The organism is Microlunatus speluncae, from assembly GCF_009299835.1.
Lineage (GTDB): Bacteria > Actinomycetota > Actinomycetes > Propionibacteriales > Propionibacteriaceae > Microlunatus > Microlunatus speluncae.
In genome coordinates this window covers 247,005-268,108 of the sequence record NZ_VKCZ01000004.1, presented here as the reverse complement: position 1 = coordinate 268,108, position 21,104 = coordinate 247,005, and the positions used below count along the sequence as shown (strand labels likewise).

Annotated in this window: 19 protein-coding genes; 10 read left to right on the top strand and 9 right to left on the bottom strand. The window is 70.3% G+C overall.

Annotated elements, in window-relative coordinates; all coding sequences use genetic code 11:
- The first annotated feature begins 237 nt into the window (after positions 1-237).
- Positions 238-2,799 (top strand): glycoside hydrolase family 2 protein, encoded by a 2,562-nt coding sequence (locus tag FNH24_RS07590; protein WP_152361541.1) that lies wholly within the window; start codon positions 238-240, stop codon positions 2,797-2,799.
- A gap of 124 nt (positions 2,800-2,923) precedes the next feature.
- Here the strand turns inward: FNH24_RS07590 and FNH24_RS07585 are convergent, their stop codons facing one another.
- Both FNH24_RS07585 and FNH24_RS07580 read right to left on the bottom strand, forming a co-directional pair.
- Entirely contained in the window at positions 2,924-4,033 is a 1,110-nt protein-coding gene (locus FNH24_RS07585; protein ID WP_152361540.1) for a Gfo/Idh/MocA family protein, read from the bottom strand.
- A 4-nt stretch (positions 4,034-4,037) separates the two neighbouring features.
- Positions 4,038-4,781 (bottom strand): sugar phosphate isomerase/epimerase family protein, encoded by a 744-nt coding sequence (locus FNH24_RS07580; RefSeq protein ID WP_175047868.1) that lies wholly within the window; start codon positions 4,779-4,781, stop codon positions 4,038-4,040.
- Between the two features lie 171 nt (positions 4,782-4,952).
- Here FNH24_RS07580 and FNH24_RS07575 point away from each other — a divergent pair, with 171 nt between their 5' ends.
- From FNH24_RS07575 to FNH24_RS31375, 6 genes are all read left to right on the top strand, one after another.
- Positions 4,953-5,984: a LacI family DNA-binding transcriptional regulator gene (locus FNH24_RS07575; protein ID WP_152361539.1), complete on the top strand. Its 1,032-nt coding sequence runs from the start codon at positions 4,953-4,955 to the stop codon at positions 5,982-5,984.
- A gap of 41 nt (positions 5,985-6,025) precedes the next feature.
- On the top strand, positions 6,026-6,598 hold the full coding sequence (locus FNH24_RS07570; RefSeq protein ID WP_246186787.1) for an RNA polymerase sigma factor: 573 nt from the start codon (positions 6,026-6,028) through the stop codon (positions 6,596-6,598).
- Positions 6,591-7,367, top strand: coding sequence for a hypothetical protein (locus FNH24_RS07565; protein ID WP_152361537.1), 777 nt, complete (start codon positions 6,591-6,593; stop codon positions 7,365-7,367). The genes FNH24_RS07570 and FNH24_RS07565 overlap by 8 nt, the downstream gene beginning before the upstream one ends.
- A 110-nt stretch (positions 7,368-7,477) precedes the next feature.
- Positions 7,478-8,002, top strand: a complete 525-nt coding sequence (pyrE, locus tag FNH24_RS07560) for an orotate phosphoribosyltransferase (RefSeq protein ID WP_217428084.1) — start codon at positions 7,478-7,480, stop codon at positions 8,000-8,002.
- 51 nt (positions 8,003-8,053) lie between these two features.
- The gene (locus tag FNH24_RS07555) at positions 8,054-8,749 is read left to right on the top strand and encodes a hypothetical protein (RefSeq protein ID WP_152361536.1); all 696 of its coding nucleotides are present in this window, start codon (positions 8,054-8,056) and stop codon (positions 8,747-8,749) included.
- Between the two features lie 2 nt (positions 8,750-8,751).
- Complete coding sequence (locus FNH24_RS31375; RefSeq protein ID WP_161606040.1) at positions 8,752-9,591, top strand: hypothetical protein; 840 nt, start codon at positions 8,752-8,754, stop codon at positions 9,589-9,591.
- Between the two features lie 158 nt (positions 9,592-9,749).
- On the opposite strand, the gene FNH24_RS07545 is transcribed toward FNH24_RS31375, so the two are convergent.
- The 4 genes from FNH24_RS07545 to FNH24_RS07530 form a co-directional block, all read right to left on the bottom strand.
- The gene (locus tag FNH24_RS07545; RefSeq protein ID WP_152361534.1) at positions 9,750-10,244 is read right to left on the bottom strand and encodes a SixA phosphatase family protein; all 495 of its coding nucleotides are present in this window, start codon (positions 10,242-10,244) and stop codon (positions 9,750-9,752) included.
- A gap of 102 nt (positions 10,245-10,346) precedes the next feature.
- The gene (locus FNH24_RS07540) at positions 10,347-12,578 is read right to left on the bottom strand and encodes an FAD-dependent oxidoreductase (protein ID WP_152361533.1); all 2,232 of its coding nucleotides are present in this window, start codon (positions 12,576-12,578) and stop codon (positions 10,347-10,349) included.
- A gap of 19 nt (positions 12,579-12,597) precedes the next feature.
- Positions 12,598-13,440 carry a MurR/RpiR family transcriptional regulator gene (locus FNH24_RS07535; protein ID WP_152361532.1) on the bottom strand — a complete coding sequence of 281 codons (843 nt, stop codon included), beginning with the start codon at positions 13,438-13,440 and terminating at the stop codon, positions 12,598-12,600.
- A gap of 113 nt (positions 13,441-13,553) precedes the next feature.
- The gene (locus tag FNH24_RS07530) at positions 13,554-14,765 is read right to left on the bottom strand and encodes an alpha/beta hydrolase fold domain-containing protein (RefSeq protein WP_217428083.1); all 1,212 of its coding nucleotides are present in this window, start codon (positions 14,763-14,765) and stop codon (positions 13,554-13,556) included.
- Between the two features lie 153 nt (positions 14,766-14,918).
- Here FNH24_RS07530 and FNH24_RS07525 point away from each other — a divergent pair, with 153 nt between their 5' ends.
- Both FNH24_RS07525 and FNH24_RS07520 read left to right on the top strand, forming a co-directional pair.
- On the top strand, positions 14,919-15,515 hold the full coding sequence (locus tag FNH24_RS07525) for a dihydrofolate reductase family protein (protein ID WP_152361531.1): 597 nt from the start codon (positions 14,919-14,921) through the stop codon (positions 15,513-15,515).
- 50 nt (positions 15,516-15,565) lie between these two features.
- Positions 15,566-17,029 (top strand): GuaB1 family IMP dehydrogenase-related protein, encoded by a 1,464-nt coding sequence (locus FNH24_RS07520; protein ID WP_152361530.1) that lies wholly within the window; start codon positions 15,566-15,568, stop codon positions 17,027-17,029.
- 115 nt (positions 17,030-17,144) lie between these two features.
- On the opposite strand, the gene FNH24_RS07515 is transcribed toward FNH24_RS07520, so the two are convergent.
- The 3 genes from FNH24_RS07515 to FNH24_RS07505 form a co-directional block, all read right to left on the bottom strand.
- On the bottom strand, positions 17,145-17,735 hold the full coding sequence (locus FNH24_RS07515; RefSeq protein ID WP_152361529.1) for an SH3 domain-containing protein: 591 nt from the start codon (positions 17,733-17,735) through the stop codon (positions 17,145-17,147).
- 91 nt (positions 17,736-17,826) lie between these two features.
- Positions 17,827-19,293, bottom strand: coding sequence for an MFS transporter (locus FNH24_RS07510; RefSeq protein WP_343031715.1), 1,467 nt, complete (start codon positions 19,291-19,293; stop codon positions 17,827-17,829).
- Positions 19,290-19,895, bottom strand: coding sequence for a PadR family transcriptional regulator (locus tag FNH24_RS07505; RefSeq protein ID WP_217428082.1), 606 nt, complete (start codon positions 19,893-19,895; stop codon positions 19,290-19,292). Before FNH24_RS07505 ends, FNH24_RS07510 begins: the two co-directional genes overlap by 4 nt.
- 248 nt (positions 19,896-20,143) lie before the next feature.
- Between FNH24_RS07505 and FNH24_RS07500 the strand changes: the two genes are divergently transcribed.
- A complete protein-coding gene (locus FNH24_RS07500; protein ID WP_246186786.1) occupies positions 20,144-21,040 on the top strand; it encodes a sigma-70 family RNA polymerase sigma factor in 897 nt (298 codons plus the stop codon).
- Positions 21,041-21,104: the final 64 nt, after the last annotated feature.

The window sequence follows — 21,104 nt, the reverse complement described above, 5'->3', positions numbered from 1 at the left end:
GTCTGTTCACCTCCTGGTAGCTGTTGCCCCGGGAGGTGTGGGCGATCGGGAGCTCGCGGTGCCACCACACCTTCGCCGGCCGAATCGGCCGACCTCTGGACGGTCACTCGCCGCTGACCAGACGGTACGGCTCGGAGGTCGTCACCCTCGTCATCGCCGTCACCGGAAAAGCTAGCACGGCAGCGCAATCCGGGGTCGGTGAATTCTTGACCGTGCAATTCACGTACCGTCGATCGGATGAACGACCCGACGCCCTCACAGCTGCGCCGTACGGACCTCGGCACCGCCGCCGGGATCCCCTGGACCCTGACCACCGCGACCACCGGACTGCCCGAGCCGTGGTCCGACCTCACCGACAGCACCGTCCCGGCGACCGTGCCGGGCGAGGTGTATGCCGATCTGCTCGCCGCCGACCGCATCCCGGACCCGTTCGACGGGGACAACGAGTCCCGGCTGGCCTGGATCGGCCGCACCGACTGGACCTACCGCGCCACCTTCGCGTTCGACCGGCCCGCCGATGATCACCGCCGGCACGAGCTGGTCGCCGACGGGCTGGACACCGTGGCCGTGCTTCGACTCAACGGCACCGAGCTCGGCCGGACCGCCAACCAGCACCGCGGCTACCGGTTCGACGTCACCGAACTGCTCCGCGACGGTGACAACGAGCTGGTGATCGACTTCGAGGGCCCGGCGACCGCGGCCGTCCGGCTCGAGGCCGAGCTCGGCGAGCGGCCACGCGCCTATCCCCATCCGTACAACGCGATCCGCAAGGCGGCGAGCGGCTACGGCTGGGACTGGGGCCCGGACCTGGCCGGCGTCGGCATCTGGCGATCGATCGGGATCGAGTCCTGGAGTCAGGTCCGGATCGCGGCCGTGCGTCCGCTGGCGCTGGTAAACGACGGCGACAAGACGCTGCAGGCCCAGGTCGACCTCGTCTGGACCGAGGGGGCGACCGGCTCCAGCCGGCTCGCGGCAGAGATCTCCGGTCGCCGGGTCGAGCAGTCCGTGGCGGCCGGCCAGGCCTCGGCGATGATCACCGTCGACGTGCCGGAGGCCGAGCTCTGGTGGCCCGCCGGCTACGGTGATCAGATCCTTTATCCGGTGCTGATCACGCTCGGTGACGGCGACCGGCCGCGGCAGCAATGGCACGGCCGGGTCGGCTTCCGTACCGTCGAACTGAGCACCGCGCCGGACCGCTCCGGCAGCGAATTCGTGATCTTGGTCAACGGCACCCGGGTCTACGCCAAGGGCGCCAACTGGATCCCGGACGACGCCTTGATCACCCGGCTGAGCCGGGAGACCTATCGCGCGTCGATCATGGACGCCCTCGACGCCGGGATGAACCTGCTCCGGGTCTGGGGCGGCGGGATCTATGAGAGCGAGGAGTTCTACGGCCTGTGCGACGAGCTGGGAATCCTTGTCTGGCAGGATTTCCTGTTCGCCTGCGCCGCGTACGCCGAGGAGGAACCATTGGCGAGCGAGGTGGCGGCGGAGGCCCGGGAGGCGATCACCCGGCTCAGCGGGCACGCCAGCCTCGCCCTGTGGAACGGTAACAACGAGAACATCTGGGGCTGGGTCGATTGGGGTTGGCGCGCCAAGCTGGGCGACCGGACCTGGGGCGACGGCTACTACCGGGAGCTGCTGCCGGCCCTGGTGGCCGAGCTCGACCCGCGCACGCCGTACTCGCCGGGCAGCCCGTACTCCTACGCCGACTACCACTACCCGAACGACTACCGGCACGGGACGACGCACATCTGGGACGTCTGGAACCGGGTGGATTATCGGCACTACCGCGACTACCCGGCCCGGTTCGTCTCCGAGTTCGGCTTCCAGGGGCCGCCGGCCTGGTCCACCCTGCACTCGGTCGTCCATGATCAACCACTGACGCCGGACAGCCCGCAGACGCTGGTGCATCAAAAGGCCGCGAACGGCAATCTCAAGCTCGAGCTCGGCCTCGGTGATCATCTGCCGCAGTGGCGGGACGATCCGTTCGACGCCGACGACTGGCACTGGTCGACGCAGCTCAACCAGGCCCGCGCGGTCGCGTTCGGGATCGCCCACTTCCGCAGCCTGTATCCGTTGAACACCGGGACGGTGGTCTGGCAGCTCAACGACCAGTGGCCGGTGATCTCCTGGGCCGCGGTCGATTCGACCGGGATCCGCAAGCCGCTCTGGCATGCGCTCAAGGCCGTGTACGCCGATCGGTTCGTCACCGTCCAGCCGCGGCCGGCGCCGCCCGGCCCGCACGATCTGAGCCCGATCGGTGATCAGAAGCCGGCGGTGATCATCCACAACGACACCGACCGGCCCTGGACCGGCACGCTGCTGATCACTCGCCGCGGCACCGGCATCGGTAGCGAGGTCCTCGCCGATCAGACGACGGACTTCGAGGCCGGGCCGCGGTCGGCGATCACCATCGACCTGGCCGCCGAACTGCTGGCAGCCGGCGACCCGTCGGCCGAGTTCCTGGTGGTCGAGACCGGCGACTCCGCGCCCGCGTACTGGTATTTCGTCGAGGACACCGGTCTCCGGGTGCACTCCCCCACCGACGCCGCGACCGTCACGGTCAGCGCCGCCGGCGGCAGCCAGCGGGTGACGGTGACCGCGGAGGCGTTGATCAAGGACCTGGCCCTGTTCCCGGACCGGCTCGACCCGGCCGCCCGGGTCGACAGCGGCCTGGTCACCCTGATCGCCGGTCAGTCGCACACGTTCGTGATCACCGCGCCCGCGCCGCTGGACGAGGCCGCCCTCACCACGATCCCGGTGCTCCGCTCGGTCAACGACCTGATCACCCGCTGAGTCTCAGGTCCGTTCCACGACCGCACGGGTCACCTCGCCCCGGAACCTCCGACAGGCCGATCGAGCCGTCACATCCGCTGCAACACGCCGCACAAACGGCCGCGGATGTGACGGCTCGGCGGGTTTAGAGGGTCTTCGCCTTGGGGTCCCAGTCCTCGGGGAGGAGGGCGGCGGGTTCTACGGTGCTGTCCACCTTGACGAACTCGCCCTGCTCGCCGGACTCGGCCATCGAGACCATGATGTCCAGGACGTGGTAGGCCAGGGCGCCCTGGGCGCGGTGCGGGCGGTCCTCGCGGATGGCTCGGGCCAGGTCGAGGGCACCGGTGCCGCGGCTGGACCTCTCGGTCGTCGTGCCGATCGTCTCCCAGTCGTCGGAGCCGGTCTTCCTGATCTGGATGTCGCCGTGGAAGGTGTTCGGATCCGGGACCAGCAGGGTGGCCTCGGTGCCGGTGATCTCCAGCAGCGTCCGCGGCTGCGGCGAGTCGAAGCTGAAGATCGCGGTCAGCGACTGTCCGCCCTCGAACCGGATCAGACCGGCGGTCTGGCTCGGCACGGTGACGTCGAACTCCTGGCCGGCCAACGGACCGGACCCGATCACGCGCTTGGCCTTGGCTTTGGAGCCGATCGCGGCGACCGACTCGGCCGGGCCGAACGACTGCACCGACGCGGTCAGGTAGTAGGGGCCGATGTCGAACAGCGGGCCCGCCCCCTCCTGGAACAGGAAGGCCGGGTTCGGGTGCCAGGACTCCGGGCCCGGGCTCTGGAACAGGATCAGGCCGCTCAACGGCGTACCGATCACTCCGTCCTGGAGTGCCTTGAAGGTCGCCTGCAGGCCCGCCCCGAGGAACGTGTCCGGCGCGCAACCGACCCGCACACCCTTCTCCTCGGCCGCCTTCAGCAGGGCCTGGCCGGAGGACCGGTCGAGGGTCAGCGGCTTCTCGTTCCAGACGTGTTTGCCGGCCGCGACCGCCGACTGCGCCACCTCGGCGTGCGCGTCCGGGGTGGTCAGGTTGATCACCAGCTCGACGTCAGGATGATCGAGGACGACCGAGTTGTCGCCGGCGGCGGCGATGCCCTTCTCCTCCGCCTTGGCCTTCGCCTTGTCGGTCAGGATGTCGGCGACGGCCAGCACCTCGACGTCGGGGAAACTCTTCAGATTGTCCAGATAGGTGCCGCTGATGACACCCGCGCCGATGATGCCGACGCCGACCGGACCGGTGCGCTTCTGTGCCATGGGATCAGGCCTTTCCTGCGTTGAGGTACGAGTAGCTGTCGCCGACGGCCTGCACCAGGTCGCCTTCGCTGTCGTCGAGCTCGACCACCCGGAGCGCTTCCGGCGCGACCCCGATGTAGTCCCAGACCGGGACGACGCCGGCGCCGACCGCGGTCTGCTTCTTGTTGTCCGAGGTGCCGTCGCCGTCCTTGACGTGCAGCGCCGCCACCCGCGAGCCGAGCCGGCCGAGCAGCGCGATCACGTCGGCGCCGCCGACCAGCGCCCAGTAGGTGTCGACCTCGAGCACGACCTCCGGCGCCAGGTTGTCGGCCAGGATCTCCAGCCCGTGCCGGCCGTCGATCACCGACTCCAGCTCGAACGCGTGGTTGTGGTAGCCGACGGTCAGGCCGTGCGCCGCCGCCTTCTCCGCCGCCGCGTTGAGCTCGGCCGCGATCTGCTTGATGTCATCGGCGGACTGCCAGCGCGCGCGATCGGTGTGCGGATCGATCACCAGCGTCGTGCCGAGTTCCTTCGCCAGGGCGAAGATCTCCTCCTGGTCACCGCTGAGCAGGCCGACGTGGGTCGACGGGGCCGCCAGGTTGTGCTTGCTCAACCCGGCGCGCAGCTCGTCGGCGAAATTGGTGAACGAGAACGGCTCGACCTGGGTGTAGCCGAAGCCGGCGACCTTCGCCAGCGTGCCGTCGAAGTCCTCGGCCAGCGCGTTCCGCACTGTATAGAGCTGCACCGACAGACCTGTCGGATGAGACATGGAAGCTCCTTGTCACCGTGGTGGATTGGGGTGGGATGCGGTTGCGGCGCCGGGTTGGTCCGGCACGGCGCTACCTCGCATCCCCGTCATGGGTGATGACTCTAACGAACCGGTTCAGTAGATTGCAGTAGCGTCTCCTCACACGGACGCCCGGACACGAGGAGGTGGGGGGTGCCCAGGATCACGATCAACGAGATCGCTCGCCGATGCGGCGTGTCCAAGGGAGCCGTCTCGTACGCCCTCAACGGCCGACCCGGGGTCTCGGCCGAAACCCGGGAACGCATCCTCACCGTGGCCCGGGAGCTCGGCTGGGCCCCGAACTGGACGGCGCGGATGCTGTCCGGCTCCCGCACCGAGGCGTTCGGGCTGGTGCTCACCCGGAATCCGCGGGTGCTGGGCAGCGAGCCGTTCTTCATGGAACTCATCTCCGGCATCGAGAGTGTCCTGTCCGAGCGGTCGTACGCGCTGCTGCTGCAGGTGACGGCCGACATGAACGCCGAGCTGGACACCTACCGGAAATGGAACTCCGAGCGCCGGGTGGACGGGGTGATCATCGTCGACCTGAGGCTGGAGGATCCGCGGATCCCACTGCTGAACCGGCTCGACCTGCCGGTGCTCTGCATCGCCGATCCGTCCCGCGCCGGCACGTTCCCCTGCGTCTGGACCGACGACGCGACCGCGATGACCAACGCGGTGGACTACCTGGTCGGGCTGGGGCATCGGCGGATCGCGCGGGTGTCGGGGACGGCCGACCACGGCCAGGTGGAGATCCGCGCCCGTGCCTTCACGACTGCGGCCAAGCAGGCCGGGGTCGACTACGTCATCGCCCCGTCCGACTTCTCGGCCGAGGCCGGCCGGACCGCGACCCGCGAACTGATGATGGCCGACGATCCGCCGACCGCGATCGTCTACGACAACGACATCATGGCCGTCGCCGGGCTCTCCACCTGCCACGAGCTGGGCGTGACCGTGCCGGACGAGGTCTCGCTGCTCGCCTGGGACGACTCGGCGCTGTGCCAGGTCACCCATCCCGCGCTGTCGGCGATGAGCCACGACGTGATGGCGTACGGAGCGCATGCCGCCCGCCGGATGTTCGAGACCATCGAGGGCAACGCCTCCGGCGCCTACCTGGACTCGACGCCGACGCTGACCGAACGCGGCAGCACCGGCCCGCCGCGGCCGCTCCGGGGGAAGACCGGCTAGCCGCAGGAGGGAACCACCATCGGCGCGGCGGTGTAGTGCCGGTGAGTGGGAGGAGGTGGGCGATAGCCAGCGGGCCGGAGCAGACCGACCCGGTCGGTGACCGTACGGCGTTCGCCGACCTGGTGCGGCTGCACGCGCCCACGGCCAAGCGGGCCGCAGTGCTGTGGGGTGCCGGATCCGATGCCGACGACGTGGTCCAGGAGGCGTTCGTGAAGGCGTTCCGGGCGATGCCGCGGTTTCGGCCCGGCGCTGAGTTCCGGCCCTGGCTGCTGCGGATCGTGATCAACGAAACCCGGAACCTGCACCGCGGCCGGAGCCGGCGGGAGCAGCGGGAACGCCGCTGGTGGTCCGGCCGGCCGGAGACCGATCCCGGTGCCGAGGCCGCCGTCCTCACCGCCGTCCGGGCCGAGACCCTGGCCGCGGCCCTGGACCGGCTGCCGGAGCCGATGCGGGCGGTGGTGACCTGCCGTTATCTGCTGGAGCTGTCCGAGGCCGAGACCGCCGCCTGTCTGCGGCTGCCGCTGGGCACGGTCAAGTCGCGGTTGTCCCGAGCGCTGCGACAGCTCCGCGCCGACGCCGACCCGAGCGGTGGGGAGGTGAGCGACGATGACTGATGATCATGAACTCGAGGCCGAGCTGCGCGCCCTGGGCCGGACCCTGACCGTCGATCCGGTGCCCGACGACCTGGCGATGCGGGTGCTGGCCCGACTGCCGGTCCGGCGTCCCCATCCGGCGCGGCGGTTCCTGCGCCGGCTGGTGCTCGACGCGAAGGCGCGGCGGCGGCTGGTCGCGGTGATCATCGCCGCCTTGATCGCCGGGCTGCTGCTCGCCTCCCCCGTGCGTGCTGCGGTGATCGAATGGCTCCGGGTCGGCGGCATCGTGTTCCAGTCCGCGCCGGCCCCGGGCGGCACCGTCCGGCCGGTCTCGCCGGGCGGACCGGTGATGATCGAGGTGGCGACAGTCGACCAGGCCCGGACCATGATCGACTTCCCGATCGGCCTGCCGACGGATCTCGGACCGCCCACCCGGGTGGCGGTGTCGGCGGACCGGCGGCTGGTCGAGCTGGAGTTCGCTACCGCTGCCGGGCCGGTGCTGTTGAGCCAGTTCGACGGCAGTTTGATCATGTTCGTCAAGCGCAACTGGGATCGGCTGATCCGGGTCGAGGTCGACGGCAACCTGGCCGTCTGGCTGCCCGACCCGCACACGATCAGCTACGTCGATCCCGACGGCGTCGAGCACACCGACGAGGCTCGGCTCTCCGGCCCGACGCTGGCCTACGAGGCCTACCCGGCCGGCCCCGGTCGCCCGGTGACCGTACGCCTAGAAGGATCCTTCAACCAGGACCGCGCCATCGCCCTCGCCGAATCCCTCACCTTCCCCTGACCACCCCAAACCCGCCGACCCGTCACATCCGCGGCCGATTCTGCGGCGTGTCGGCGCGGATGTGACGGGTCGGCGGCATGGTGGGGGGCGCGACCTGAGAGTCTTGCCGCGTGGATCGGACAGCCCTGGCCCGTGAGATCGACTCCGTCTGCCGATTGCAAGGGACCTTCACGGTGCGCTCCGGCCAGGTGGTGTCGGAATACTTCGACAAGTACCTGTTCGAGGCTCGGCCTGTCCTGTTGCGCCGAGTCGCGCAGGCCATGGTCCCGTTGCTGCCGGCCGACACCGAACTGGTCGGCGGGCTCGAGCTCGGCGGGGTGCCGATCGCCACCATGGTCAGCTCGCTGACCGGCCTGCCCGCGCTGTTCGTACGCAAGCAGGCGAAGACGTACGGCACCTGTCGGCTGGCCGAGGGGGGCGAGGTGGCCGGAACCAAGATCACCCTGATCGAGGACGTGATCACCACCGGCGGCGCCGTACGCAACGCCACCGAGGCCTTGCGTGAGCTCGGCGCGACAGTCGAGGTAGTGATCTGCGCGATCGATCGAAGCGGAGGCGGCGAGACCGGACCCCTGGCCGACATCGGGGTCGAAACGCGCTCCGTGCTGACCAAGGCGGATCTCGACCGGAGCTGACGGAACCCTGGCCGGCGCGGCGGTGTATCGCAGCCGAGGAAGGGAGTTTCGATGCGCATCCTGTCCCGGCTCGGCCTGATCATCCTGCTCGCCCTGGGCGGCGTCCTGGCCACGGCGTCCGTCGCCGCGGCCGGCGGGCCGACCAGCCTGCTGATCTCCAACCCGCAGAACCAGCGGACCGCGGCGGCCTATGTCGGCGACGCCCGCTACGAGCGGCTGGGCCGGCTGGTCGGCATGAACACCGCCGCCGGCATCAACCAGTCCGTCCCGGGCGAGTCGCCGCCGGTCGGGCTCGAATCCGACTTCGGCGCCGAGACCCGGCTGACCTGGCTGATCCACGACATGGCGGTCTGGCGGGTGGACCGGATCTATCTGACCGGCAACGCGGTCTGGATCAACACGATGACCACGACCGACTGGGGTTCGGGCGAACTCGGTGACGGGCTCTGGCACCGGGCCGCCGACCCGAAGCAGGTCCGGGCCGCGCTGACCGAGACCGGAGTGCTGAAGCCGGCCGCCGCCGAGCGGCCAGACTCCGATCAGCCCGGCTCCGTCGCCGAGCCGGAACCGTCGGCCTCGGAGCCGGTCGGTACGGCCGCCGCGGCCAGCACCGGCGGCCCGCCGCTGGCCGGACTGATCGGGTTCGGTTCCGGCCTGCTCGGGCTCGCCGCGGGGATCGCCGGGACCCTGCTGACCCTGCGGGGCCGGAGTCGGTCGCGCCCCGACCGGGTCGTGCTCACCGGCTGATCATGACCCGGATCGCGGCCCGGCTCGGCCTGCTCCTGCTGCTCGCCGCGGCCATGGTGTCGGCCGTACCGTCGAGCGCATCGGCCGGTGGACCTACCAGCGTGCTGATCACCGATCCGGCGCGGCACCGGACCGCATCCGCCGCTGCCGGCGACGATCGGTATCAGCAGTTGGCGGCGGCGATCGGCTACGACCCGGCTCGTGGGGCCGAACTGCCGTCGGCCGGTGAGTCACCGCCGAGCGGGTTCGGCGCGATCTTCCGGTCCGACCTGCGGGTCACCTGGCTCGCCCACGACACGACGATCTGGCGGATCGACCTGATCTTCTTCATCCGTGACTCGGTCTGGATCGCCACCGGGCGATCCTGGATCACCGAGCCCGACCAGGCGGTCTGGCACCGAGTCGCCGACCCGGACCGGCTCCGGAGCGTCCTGGCCGAGGCCGGTCTGGTGCCGCGATCGGCGTCGCCATCGGCCGCGACCACCTCGGCGCCGAGCGACCCGGTCGCCGGGTCCGCCCTCATCGGTGGCCCGGCCCTCCTCGGGCCGGTTTGCGCCGTCGTCGGCGTACTCCTCGGGATCGGCGCTGCCCTGCTCCCGTCGCGAGGCGATCGAAAGTCGACACAGGTAGAGAAACGGACGCCCAGCAGCCCGAACACGGCGCAAAAAGTCCACCCAGGTAGACAAAACGCACCACCACGCGAGCAGCCCGATCACGGAACGAAAGTCCACCTAGGTAGAGAAACGCACCACCACCCGGGCAGCCCGATCACGGTACGAAAGTCGACACAGGTAGAGAAATGGACGCCCAGCAGCCCGAACACGGCACAAAAGTCCACCTAGGTAGAGAAACGCACCATCACCCGGGCAGTCCGTTCGCGGAACGAAAGTCCGCACAGGTAGAGAAACGCACCACGCCCGGGGCAGGCCGAACACGGTTCGGAAGTCGACACAGGTAGAGAAACGCACCCGCCGGGCGGGCTGGGATGAGGGGTTGGGGGTCAGGGGAGGCGGAGGGTGAGCAGGCGGGCGACGCCGAGGTCGGACCAGGGGTTGGGGGATTCCAGGAGGGCCAGGGTGGCCGGCGGGTAGCGCCGGTCGAGGGTGGTCAGCGACTCCGGATCGGAGGCGTCCGGATCGGCCAGGTCGCGGGCGGCGGTCGGGATCGCGGGTGAATGTCCGATGATCAGGCCGGTGCCGATCCCGTCGTCCAGCTCGCCGGCGGCGGTGATGATCGTCTCCGCCTCGCCGGAGTAGATCGCGTCGGAGAAATCGACCGGGGCCGACAACTCGAGGCCGGCCAGGGTCTGCCGAGTCCTAACCGCCGAGGAGCAGACGACGTGATCGACGACGATCTTCTGCTGCCGCAACCAGTCGCCGACCGCGACCGCCTCCGCCCGGCCGCGCTCGGTCAGCCGGCGATCCTTGTCCTCGAAGCCCGGCCGGAAGTCCTCCGCCGTTGCGTGGCGCAGCAGCAACAGTCTGCGGGTCGTCATGAACTGCACACTATGCGCCTCGCCCCGTGCGACGGAGCGAGGGAGGACTGATCTGCCCTTCGACAGGCTCAGGGAACGGAACAACCGAGAAGAGAGGCGGGGTCAGGGGGTGTAGGCGCGGACGGCGACGACGTGGGCGCGCGGGGCGCCGTTGGTGGCGGTGATCACCAGGCGGAGCCGGTCCAGGTCGACCGGATCCGGCAACGGGTGGTTGCGCCGGCGGCGGCGGTTGCCGGTGACCTCGGCGAGCGGCTGCCAACTGCCGTCGATCAGGCCCTCGAGCCGGTAGTCGCGGACCAGGCCGGGCAGCACGTCGTACGGCGTTCGGTGGTGGTGCAGGTTGATCAGGTCCTCGTCCAGGTCGTCGTCGAAGATCAGCACCACCTCCGCGATCCGTTCATGCTCCGGCCAGGTCAACTCCAGCCACGGCTGTTGATCATGGTCCATCGGCTCGGAGGCCCACAGCCGCGGCCCTCCGTAGGGTCGGGCGTATTCGCCGATCACGCGTTCCGGAGCGTAGGCCGTGGTCGGCTCGGCGAGCCGCAGGCACAGGCCGGAGCGGTGCCAGAGCTGCTTCCAGGCCCGCCACTGCTCGGTGTACGCCTCGTCCGCGGCCGGTTCGCGATGCCGGAAGAAGATCATCCCCGGCTCGACCTGATCACTGCGATGAACGGCGAGCTCCGGGTTGGCCGTGATCACCAGGAACCCGTTCCGGGGTTGGCCGGGCGTCCAGTCGAAGGGCAGCGTGACCCACTGCTTCTCCCCGGCCGGCACCGGCACCGCCAGCCGCTGCACCGGCTCGGCCGGGAGATAGTTCTGCGGCTCAGCGGTCCGGTGCAGCTCCACCGTCAGGGTGGCGTCGCGGTCGGCGTCGAGCAGCAGGTCGACCTCGCCGAGCCGCGGCCAGACCGGAATGATCATCCCGATCGGATCGGCCAGCCGGTGGGTGCCGGACGAAGTCTCCAGCACGATCCGGCGCAGCGTCGAGGAGGCCGTCACCGTCGCCGCCAGTGCCCGGTCGGCCGGGTCGTCGTTGATCACTCCGAGGGTCGAGGCGTCGCTGCGGACCAGCGCCCGGTGCGTCCGGTCGAGGTGCTGGCCAACCAGTTCCCGCGGGGTGACGCCGAGGTCGTGGGCGAGGGCCGCCGCGGTGCCGGCCGCCTCGCCGCCGACGGCGCAGGTCGCCATCACCCGGATGGTGCCGAAGGCGACGTGGCTGGCGCTGATGTTGCGCCCGGCCAGCCACAGGTTCCGGACGTTCACGGAATAGAAGCTGCGCAGCGGAAGGTGGTAGTTGCCGTCCGGATGCCAGTGCCGGGATCCGGCCTCGGTGGCATACATGCCGCCGGGCGGGTGCAGGTCGATCGACCAGCCGCCGAACGCCACCCGGTCGTCGAAGTGCGTCTGCTCCAGCACGTCGTGCTGAGTCAGCACATGATCACCGATGAAGCGGCGATACTCCCGTTTCCCCGGCACGGAGCCGATCCATTCCAGGGTCAGGTTGTCGGCGTCGAACTTCCCGGAGTTCTTGATGTGGTCCCAGATCCCGTAGACGGCGGCCTGCAGTTCGTCGCGGATCCGCTCGTTGTCATCGACCACGTCGAATTCGCCGCCCCACTCGATCCACCAGTAGGCGCAGCCGTTCAGCTCGGTCTTGATCACCCGGCGTTCCGGGATCGAGGTGGTGTCGAGGTCCAGCGCGAACGGCGGCGGCACGAACTTGACCGGATGGCCGACATCCTTGGTGTAGAAGAGAATCGTGCTGCCCAGGGTGTTGTTGTCCGGCACCTCCGGCGCCCACGATTCGCCGAACTCCGACCGCGGCTCCCGCCCGGTCCGGAAGCGGGCCCCGGCCAGGAACCCGATCAGTCCGTCGCCGGAGCAGTCGAAGAACACGTCCGCGCTGAACCTGATCTCCCGCTCCGAGCCCAGCTGCCAGCCGGTCACCGCGGTGATCACCCGATCGTCCGCCGGCCCGACCGCCTCGACGGTCCGCACATCGGTGTTCAGGAACAGGGTCAGGTTCGGCTCCGCCCGGACCGCCTCGAGGACGGTCAGGTCCCAGTAGTACGGGTTGCCGTCGGGATTGCGGAACTGGTTCTCGACGAACAGCTCACCCATGATCCCGGTCTCCCGGGCATAGTGCTGGGTGCCGTGCGCGGTCGCGCCACAGACCCAGACCCGCACCTCGCTGGAGGAGTTGCCGCCGAGCACCGGCCGGTTCTGCACCAGCGCGACCCGCTTCCCGGCCCGGGCCGCGGCGATCGCCGCGCACACGCCGGCCAGGCCACCGCCGACCACCACGATGTCGTACGTCAGCTGTTCGGTCTTCACGTCACTCCTCGGATCAAGATCATTCCGTCTCGTCGCCCTGGATCGGGATGCCGAGCGAATCGGGCGTGCGTTGCGCCACCAGCACGAAGATCAACCCGGCGGCCAGCGCGTCGGTGGCGCGACCGGCGAAGTAGTCGGTCCAGTTCGGTCCGTCCTTGATCCCGGTGTCGATCACCAGGTCCGACGCCCGGGCCAGCGGCGAATCGGTCATCCCGGTGATCACCGCGGTGATCGCCCCGGCGGCGCCGGCCAGCCGGAGGAACTCCGCCGCGTCGGGATGCCGACCGGACCTACTGATCACCAGTGCCACGTCCCGCGGCCCGAGCAGTCGGCCGGCGACGGCGGCTTCCCGGCGACCGCGGTGGAACCAGGCCGGGCGGCCGATCCGGAGCAGCCGGAGTTGCAGTTCCTCGGCCGGGATCGCGTCGCCCCACTCGCCGAAGATCGAGATCCGGCCGGCGCCGGTGATCGCGTCCGCCAGTCGTTCGGCGGCCGCCAGGTCGATCGCCGCGACGGCCGAGCGGAGGGCCTGGGCGTGGGTGCCGGCCAGCACGTCGAGCACCCGGTCGGCCGGGTCCGCCGGTGTGATCGCGGTGCCGATGTCGCGTTCCCAGCCGGCCTGCAGGTCGCGGCCGTGCTCGGTCGCGATCGCCGCGCGCAACGCCGGGAAACCGTCATGGCCGAGGGTCCCGGCGAGCCGGGTCAGCGTCGCCGGCGACGTGTCGGCCGCCGCGGCCAGGCTGGTGATCGAGCTCCGGCCGGCGCGTTCCGGGTCGGTCAGGATCAGGTCGGCGACCCGGCGGGTGGCGCCGGTCAGCTCCGGCAGCAGGGCCTTGATCGATTGCAGCGGTTCGCCCGCCATGACCGGCCCTCCCTCGACAGGTCAACACCTCTCTGCAAGAGATTATCCGGCGATGCCGCCAAGAACAAGATCAACAGAAAATCCTTTGCAGGTACCCGGGACCGCGTACGTGATCACCGGTCAGCCGGCGACCCCGCCGCACCCGTCTCACCCGCCGGCGCCGCCAGGAATCGGCCCACCGCCGCAACGGCCTCGGCCGCCTCGGGCAGGAACGACCAGAAGAGCTGAAAACCGTGGGCGTCGACGGGATAGAGCTCGAGGGTCGCGGGCACGCCGTGTTCCCCGGCCCGGTCGCGGACGGCCACCGCATCGGGCCGCAGCACGTCACCGGTCGCGGCCTGGATCAGCAGCGGCGGCAACCCGGTCCAGTCGCCCGACACGGGACTGACCAGCGGGTCCGTGGCCGAGTGCCCGGCGAGATAGGCCTCGGCGAACCAGCGCCTGACCTCGAGTGGCAACTGCCGGCCCGGGTCCTCGGCGTCGGGGAGCGTGAAGTCGACCGTCGGGCAGAGCAGCGCCGCGCCGGCGGGAAGGCGGACCCCCTCGGCTCGCAGCCGCAACAGCAGCGCGAGCGCCAGCCCACCCCCGGTGGAGTCGCCCGCGATCAGCACCGGCTCGTCGGCCGGCGCCTGGTCGAGCAGCCACCGGTACGCCGACCGGGCGTCGTCCAGCGCCGCCGGGTACGGGTGCTCGGGCGCCAGTCGGTAGTCGATCACCAGGACGCCGGCGCCGGACGCCTCCGCCAGCGCTCCCGCAAGCGGTCGGTAGCCGTACGCCGAGCCGAGGACGAAGCCTCCGCCGTGCAGATAGAGAACCCGGGGCGGCTGGTCGGGATCTGTCGCCACGATCAGGGCCGGCACCCCGCCCGCGGTGATCGGCCGGATCCGGATCCCGGCGGGCACCTCGATCTGGGCGTGCAGCGCTTCGTAGGCCGCCCGTTGCTGCCGCAGATCGCCGTCGGCGCCGCCGTGCCGCCCGACCGGCTGCCACAACCGGACGATCCGCTCGGTGATCTCGCCGCCGACCGACTGGACGGCCCGGACGGCGTCGTCCACCTCGCGGAGCAGGCTCAGGGCCCGGACCAGCATCGCCTCACCCGCCGGGGTCAGCTCGACCCGGTGGGTGTTGCGGCGCAGCAGTTTCGTGCCGACCATCCGCTCGAGGGCGCTGATCTGCCGGCTGAGCGCGGGCTGGGTGATGAACACGCGCTCCGCGGCCCGCCGGAAGTTCAGCTCCTCCGCCACCGCGACGAAGGACCGCAGGTGGCGCAACTCGATCGCGTCGGAGCCCGGCAACGGCACGATCCGAGCACCTTCCTGCACCATCCGTTCAGTATCTCCCGCTCGGCCCGGCACGTGCTGCCGACCGCGCGTGATGCCGATCCGGCACGACGGCGATGCCGGATCGGAACTTCCCTTCGCCGTCCGCTCGCGGTGAGCTTGGACGTATCCAAACCGACCCACCAGAGGAGATTCCCGATGCGCGACGTGGTGATGGCGATGCAGACGACGATCAACGGCCGGCTCGACGACCCCGAGGCCTGGGTGTCGGGGATCGACGATGATCAGTACGCCGAGATCGACCGCCGTTACGACGGCTTCGACTCCATCTTGATCGGTACGACGACCTACGCCGAGATGTTCGAGTACTGGCCCGGCGCGCTCGAGGCCGACACCGGCTTCGTCGACTCGAACGCGAAGATCAACCGACGGATGGCCGAGAAGATGAACGCCTACCGCAAGTACGTCTTCACCCGGCAGCCGGCGTCCGGCGCCCTGGCCTGGAACAACAGCGAACGGGTGGTCGCGGCGACCGACGACGACCTGGTCCGCTTCGTCACCGAACTGAAGGAACAGCCCGGCCGCGACCTGCATCTGGCCGGTGGAGCCGCCCTGGTCCAGGACTTCGTCCGGTTGGGGCTGATCGACCGGTATCGGCTGCTGGTCTATCCGGTCCACTCGCCCGGCGCCTGCTGGTTCGACAAGGTCGCCCGGTTGCCCGACCTCCGGGTCGACGGAGTCGACCACTACCCCAACGACGTCATCGGAATCGACTACCGCGTCGTTCGCGACTGAGTGTCCTGCCCGGCGGCCTGACTGTGCCGAATGGTGGCCGCCGGGAGACAATGGCCCTCGTGCGCTTCCTGAAGACTCCCCCGCCGCATGACCTCACCTATTCCGACGTGTTCATGGTGCCGAACCGGTCGGCCGTGACGTCCCGGCTGGATGTGGACCTGACCAGCCCGGACGGCGTCGGCACCACCCTGCCGCTGGTGGTCGCCAACATGACCGCGATCTCCGGCCGGCGGATGGCCGAGACGGTCGCCCGCCGCGGCGGGATCGCGATCATCCCGCAGGACATCCCGCCGGATGTGGTCGGCGAGGCGATCGGCAAGGTGAAGCGGTCCCACCCGGTGTTCGACACGCCGATCTCGGTGACCGCGCACACGACCGTCGGCGAGGCGATGTCGCTGCTGACCAAGCGGGCGCACGGTGTCGTCGTGGTGGTCGAGGACGGCCGGCCGATCGGCACCGTGAGCGAGGAGGACGCGGGCGGGGTCGACCGGTTCGCGCAGGTGCACGAGGTGATGTCGGACGAGCTGGCGATCGTCTCCCCCGACACCTCGCCGGAGGACATCTTCGACCTGCTCTCCGCCCGGCATCTGCACGTGGCGCTGATCGTCGACCAAGATCGACTGCTCGGCGTGATGACTCGCCGGCACGCGATCCGGTCCACGCTCTATCGGCCGGCGATCGACGCCGACGGGAAGTTGATCATCGGCGCCGCGGTCGGGATCAACGGCGACGTGGCCGGCCGGGCCGAGGCGCTGCTCGCCGCCGGGGCGGACGTGCTGGTGATCGACACCGCGCACGGCCACCAGGAGAAGATGATCACGTCACTCAAGGCCGTCCGTGAGGTGCGGGACCGGCTGGCCGAGCAGGGCGGGCGGCGGATCCCGCTGGTCGCCGGCAACGTGGTCTCGGCCGACGGCGTCACCGACCTGATCGCTTCCGGCGCCGACGTGATCAAGGTCGGGGTCGGGCCGGGCGCGATGTGCACCACCCGGATGATGACCGGCGTCGGCCGGCCGCAGTTCAGCGCGGTGCTGGAGTGCGCCGAGGCCGCCCGGCAGGCCGGCAAGACGATCTGGGCCGACGGCGGCGTCCGTTATCCGCGTGACGTCGCGCTCGCCCTGGCCGCCGGGGCCGGCAGCGTGATGATCGGCTCCTGGTTCGCCGGCACGTACGAGAGCACGGGCAACCTGCTCACCGACGCGCAGGGCCGGCAGTACAAGGAGTCGTACGGGATGGCCTCGGCCCGCGCGGTCAAGCTGCGGACCCGGAGCCAGAGCGGCTTCGAGCGGGCCCGGGCCGGACTGTTCGAGGAGGGCATCTCCTCCTCCCGGATGTATCTCGACCCGGAGCGGCCGAGCGTGGAGGACCTGATCGACTCGATCGTCGCCGGTGTCCGCAGCTCCTGCACCTACGCCGGCGCCGGCAACCTGGAGGAGTTCCACCGCCTGGCCACGGTCGGCGTCCAGTCCAGCTCCGGCTACGACGAGGGCCGGCCCCTGCACGCCTCCTGGTGAGCCGCCTTGTCGGAGCTGAGGATGGCCGGAGCCGGCATCAGTGCTGACAACGTGGAAGGCCGCCGCGCCCGATGGACGCGACGGCCTTTCATCCCCCTTGGACCGGGCTACCGGCTCACTCGGCGCACGGCACCCAGTTGGTCCCCGGAGTCGACAGCCGCTTGACGTACGCGGCGGTGACCCAGCTCTTGTCGGTCAGTTGGTACCACTGGAAGTTCTTGCCGACGCCGGCGCTCGACTTCACGTAGCAGACGACGGAGACCGCCTTGCCCTTGGCCAGCGTGCCGACCTTGGCGTCGTTGAAGTGCGGGCCCTGGCGCCGGTTGACGACCTCGGTCGTGCGGCCGTCGCCGCGTTCGGTGTCGAACGCCGGGCAGTACTTCGGCGCCGCGCCGATGTTGGAGACGTAGCGCGCCGACACCCAGCCCTTGTTGCCGCTGAGCGCGTACCAGAGCGTGTTGCCGTTGATCTTGGTGCCCGGCACCTTGCAGTCGATCGAGATCGTCTTCCCCTTGGCGATCGTGCCCTTGCTGCCGGTGTGCACGGACGGCGCGGGCCGGACCGTGATCCCACCGTTGGCGGTGACCTTCCCCTTGTAGACGGTCGCCGCCTCGGCCGTGCCGGCCGTGGCCGCCAGACCGACGATCGCGATTCCTGCCGCTGCCGCGAGTGCGGCCCCCCGACGAATCGCTGCTGAAACCCGCATTGCTCCTCCTAGGCTGAAGTTCCTGCATTCACCGGGTCTACGCCCGACCTCGGGGCCCGGTTGCATGCGGATTCGCGGAGGTTCCGATTCGTTATCTCTGCTGCAGGTGCCGGGGCGTGGCGAAGAACAGGGCGGCCACGAAGGCGATCAGGATCACCGCGGCCGGCAGCAGCAGCGAGTCGGCCATCGCGGTGGCGAAGCCGGGCTGCAGCGCCTCCGGCAGCCGGCCGGTGCCGATCCCCATCGTCGCCGAGTGACCGTCGGCCGCCTGCGGCAGGTGCGTGGCGAGCCGGCTCTGCATCAGGGCCGCGATGCCGGCCGCGCCGAGCACGGAGCCGACCTGTCGGGTGGTGTTGTAGACCCCCGCCCCCGCGCCGGCCCGCTCCATCGGCAGGTTCCGGGTCGCCGAGGTGCCGAGCGGCGACCACATGAACGAGCTGCCGAGACCGAGCAGCGTGATCGGCAGCAGCAGCTGCCAGACGGGAACGCCCGGGATCATCACCCGGCTCATCCAGATCAGCGACACGGCCACCGTGAGAGTGCCGAAACCGGCGAGGTAGCGCGGATGCATCCGGTCGGTCAGCCGGCCGACGAAGCGGGCCAGCACGATCGACATCACCGCCATCGGCACCATCAGCAGCGCCGACTGGGTCGGGGTGAAGCCGAGCACGACCTGGGTGAACAGCATCAGCGGGAAGCCCATCGCGGTGACCGCGAAGCCGACCGCCCCGATGCCGAGGTTGGCCAGCGAGAAGTTCCGGTCGCCGAACAGGCTGAGCGGGACCAGCGGCTCGCCGCGGTTGACGGCCTGCCAGACGACGAAGCCGACCAGCACCACCACTCCGGCCCCGATCAGCAGCCAGACCGAGATCGGGCCGATGATCATGCCCCAGTCGTACGTTTGCCCTTCCTGGATGCCGAACACCAGGCAGAACATGCCGATCGCGCTGAGCACGACGCCGATCCAGTCGAACCGGTGCCGGTGCGTCGGCAGCTTCGGCACCAGCCGGCCGGCCAGCACGAAGCCGAGGACGCCGACCGGGACGTTGACGAAGAAGATCCACTGCCAGCCGGGGCCGTCGATCAGCAGCCCGCCGGCGATCGGGCCGACCAGGGTGGCGATCCCGGCCACCGCGCCCCACAGGCTCATCGCCCGGCCGCGCTGATCGGCCGGGAAGATCCGGGTGATCACCGCCATCGTCTGCGGCGTCATCATCGAGGCGCCGAGTCCCTGCAGCACCCGGGCGATGATCAACTGCTCGATGGTCCCGGTCAGCCCGCACCACAACGAGGCCAGGGTGAAGACGACCAGACCGGCCTGATAGAGGTTCTTCGGCCCGACCCGGTCGCCCAGCCGGCCGGTGATCAACAACGGCACCGCGTACGCCAGCAGGTAGGCGCTGGTCACCCAGACCACCAGATTCACGTCGGCGCCGAAGTGGCCCATGATCGCCGGCGTCGCCACCGACACGATGGTCGAGTCGACCAAGATCATGAAGAAGCCGAGGACGAGGGCCCACAGGGCGGGCCAGGGGCTACCCCCGTCGCCGGTCTTCACTCCGCGGTCGGCTGCCGGCGCAGGTCGTGTATCGGAAATTTCGGCCATTCCAGTTCCTTGCTCTTGATGCGTTCGATGAGGCGGCTGATCCAGCCCAGCTCGGCCTGCTTGGTGTGCTGGAGGTAGCGCCAGGACAACCAGTAGGCCTCCGGCACTGCCTGCGTCCCGGCGCGCCCCAGCGCCGCGTCGATCGTGGCCAGGTCGGCGGCGAGAGCGGCAGCGTATTCGCCGAGGTAGTCGATCACCTGCTCCCGCGGCAGGTTGTGCGCCTCGTCCAGGGCGACCAGGAATTGGGGGTACTCGTTGACCGGCGCGCGCAGCATCTCGGCCACCCGGGCCTGCAACAGCCGGGCCCCGGCCTCGGTCAGCGCATAGCTGGTCCGCTCCGGCCGGTTGCCGGCCCGCTCGACCCCGGTGGCGCGGATCAGTTCGGCCGCCGCCAGCCGTTCGACGGCGTGGTAGAGCGAGCCGGGCCGGACCTTGACCAGGCGGTCTTCGCCGCGCTCGGTCATCGTCTGCAGCATCTCGTACGGATGCATCTCCCGCTCGGCCACCAGGGCCAGCAGCATCACCGCCAGCGGCGTCAACTGCTGCCTACCCACGCGCTCCCCCGTTATTCCGTACCAAATATTCCACACGGAATATATGCGCATGCCAGCCCCGAATCAACCCGCCCACCCCGTCCCACCCGCCGGATGATCGCGCCCATGCTCCCCCTGTTCCCGCCGTGCTCCCGTTGCAGCAGGAGCACGGCGGGAGTACGGGGCGCACGGCGAGGGGGGGGGGGGGCGGCACGGCGGAGGCGGATCCCTGAGCGGGTGGGACGGCGGGGACGAGTAGCGTCGAGCGGGTGGAGTCGACTGTGGATCCGACGACGACCTTCGAGCGGCATCGTGGGCGGCTGTTCGGCCTCGCGTACCGGATGCTCGGGCAGGCACAGGACGCCGAGGACGCGGTCCAGGACGCCTATCTGCGCTGGGCCGGCGCGGTGCACGCGGCGATCACCCACCCGACGGCCTGGTTGGACCGGGTGGTCACCAACCTCTGCCTGAACCGGCTCGGCTCGGCCGCCGCCCGGCGCGAGTATCCGGGGCCCTGGCTGCCGGAGCCGATGCTCTCCGAGTCGGCCGATCCGGCCGCCGACGTCGAGCAGCAGCAGGCGGTCGACTACGCCAGTTTGGTGCTGCTGGAGCGGCTGGCGCCGGTGGAGCGCGCCGTCTATGTGCTGCGAACCGCCTTCGGTTACGGGCACCGGGAGCTGGCCGAGTTGCTGGGTCTGACCGAGGAGGGCTCCCGGCAGCACTTCCGGCGGGCCCGGCAGCGGATCGACGGCGAGCGCCGGTTCGCCGTCGATCCGGCCCAGCACCGGCAGCTGTTCGAGTCGTTCCTGCGGGCTGCCCAGCAGGGTGACCTGGCCCGACTGGAGCAGTTGCTGGCCGAGGACGTGGTGTCGCGGGCCGATGGCGGCGGTGTCGTCACCGCGGCCCGGCGCCCGGTGGTGGGTCGGAGCCAGGTGGCGGCGTATCTCGGCCGCGGGCTGCACCGCTACGCCGGCGACTTCGAGTTGCGGATCCTCGAGCTCAACGGACAGCCGGGGCTGGTCGCGGTCGCCGACGGGGCCGTTGTCGCGGCGCTGCTGATCGACGCCGCCGACGGCGTGATCGAGAGCTTCCACATCGTCGCGAACCCGACCAAGCTGCGCTTCCTCGAGCGTCAGCTGCGGGGCCTGGAGCTGCTCGGGCAGTGACCGGAATCCAGCACTGGTTCGCGGATCGGGCCCGCTGAGGGCAGATTCACCGAACCGTTGCTGG

What these genes read in the sequence shown, in the direction of transcription:
- FNH24_RS07515 (WP_152361529.1), bottom strand. Translation starts at nt 17,735, where the DNA reads ATGCGGGTTTCAGCAGCGATTCGTCGGGGGGCCGCACTCGCGGCAGCG.
- FNH24_RS07555 (WP_152361536.1), top strand. Translation starts at nt 8,054, where the DNA reads ATGCGCATCCTGTCCCGGCTCGGCCTGATCATCCTGCTCGCCCTGGGC.
- FNH24_RS07580 (WP_175047868.1), bottom strand. Translation starts at nt 4,781, where the DNA reads ATGTCTCATCCGACAGGTCTGTCGGTGCAGCTCTATACAGTGCGGAAC.
- FNH24_RS07520 (WP_152361530.1), top strand. Translation starts at nt 15,566, where the DNA reads ATGGCCCTCGTGCGCTTCCTGAAGACTCCCCCGCCGCATGACCTCACC.
- FNH24_RS07590 (WP_152361541.1), top strand. Translation starts at nt 238, where the DNA reads ATGAACGACCCGACGCCCTCACAGCTGCGCCGTACGGACCTCGGCACC.
- FNH24_RS07525 (WP_152361531.1), top strand. Translation starts at nt 14,919, where the DNA reads ATGCGCGACGTGGTGATGGCGATGCAGACGACGATCAACGGCCGGCTC.
- FNH24_RS07530 (WP_217428083.1), bottom strand. Translation starts at nt 14,765, where the DNA reads ATGGTGCAGGAAGGTGCTCGGATCGTGCCGTTGCCGGGCTCCGACGCG.
- FNH24_RS07545 (WP_152361534.1), bottom strand. Translation starts at nt 10,244, where the DNA reads ATGACGACCCGCAGACTGTTGCTGCTGCGCCACGCAACGGCGGAGGAC.
- FNH24_RS31375 (WP_161606040.1), top strand. Translation starts at nt 8,752, where the DNA reads ATGACCCGGATCGCGGCCCGGCTCGGCCTGCTCCTGCTGCTCGCCGCG.
- FNH24_RS07585 (WP_152361540.1), bottom strand. Translation starts at nt 4,033, where the DNA reads ATGGCACAGAAGCGCACCGGTCCGGTCGGCGTCGGCATCATCGGCGCG.
- FNH24_RS07535 (WP_152361532.1), bottom strand. Translation starts at nt 13,440, where the DNA reads ATGGCGGGCGAACCGCTGCAATCGATCAAGGCCCTGCTGCCGGAGCTG.
- FNH24_RS07565 (WP_152361537.1), top strand. Translation starts at nt 6,591, where the DNA reads ATGACTGATGATCATGAACTCGAGGCCGAGCTGCGCGCCCTGGGCCGG.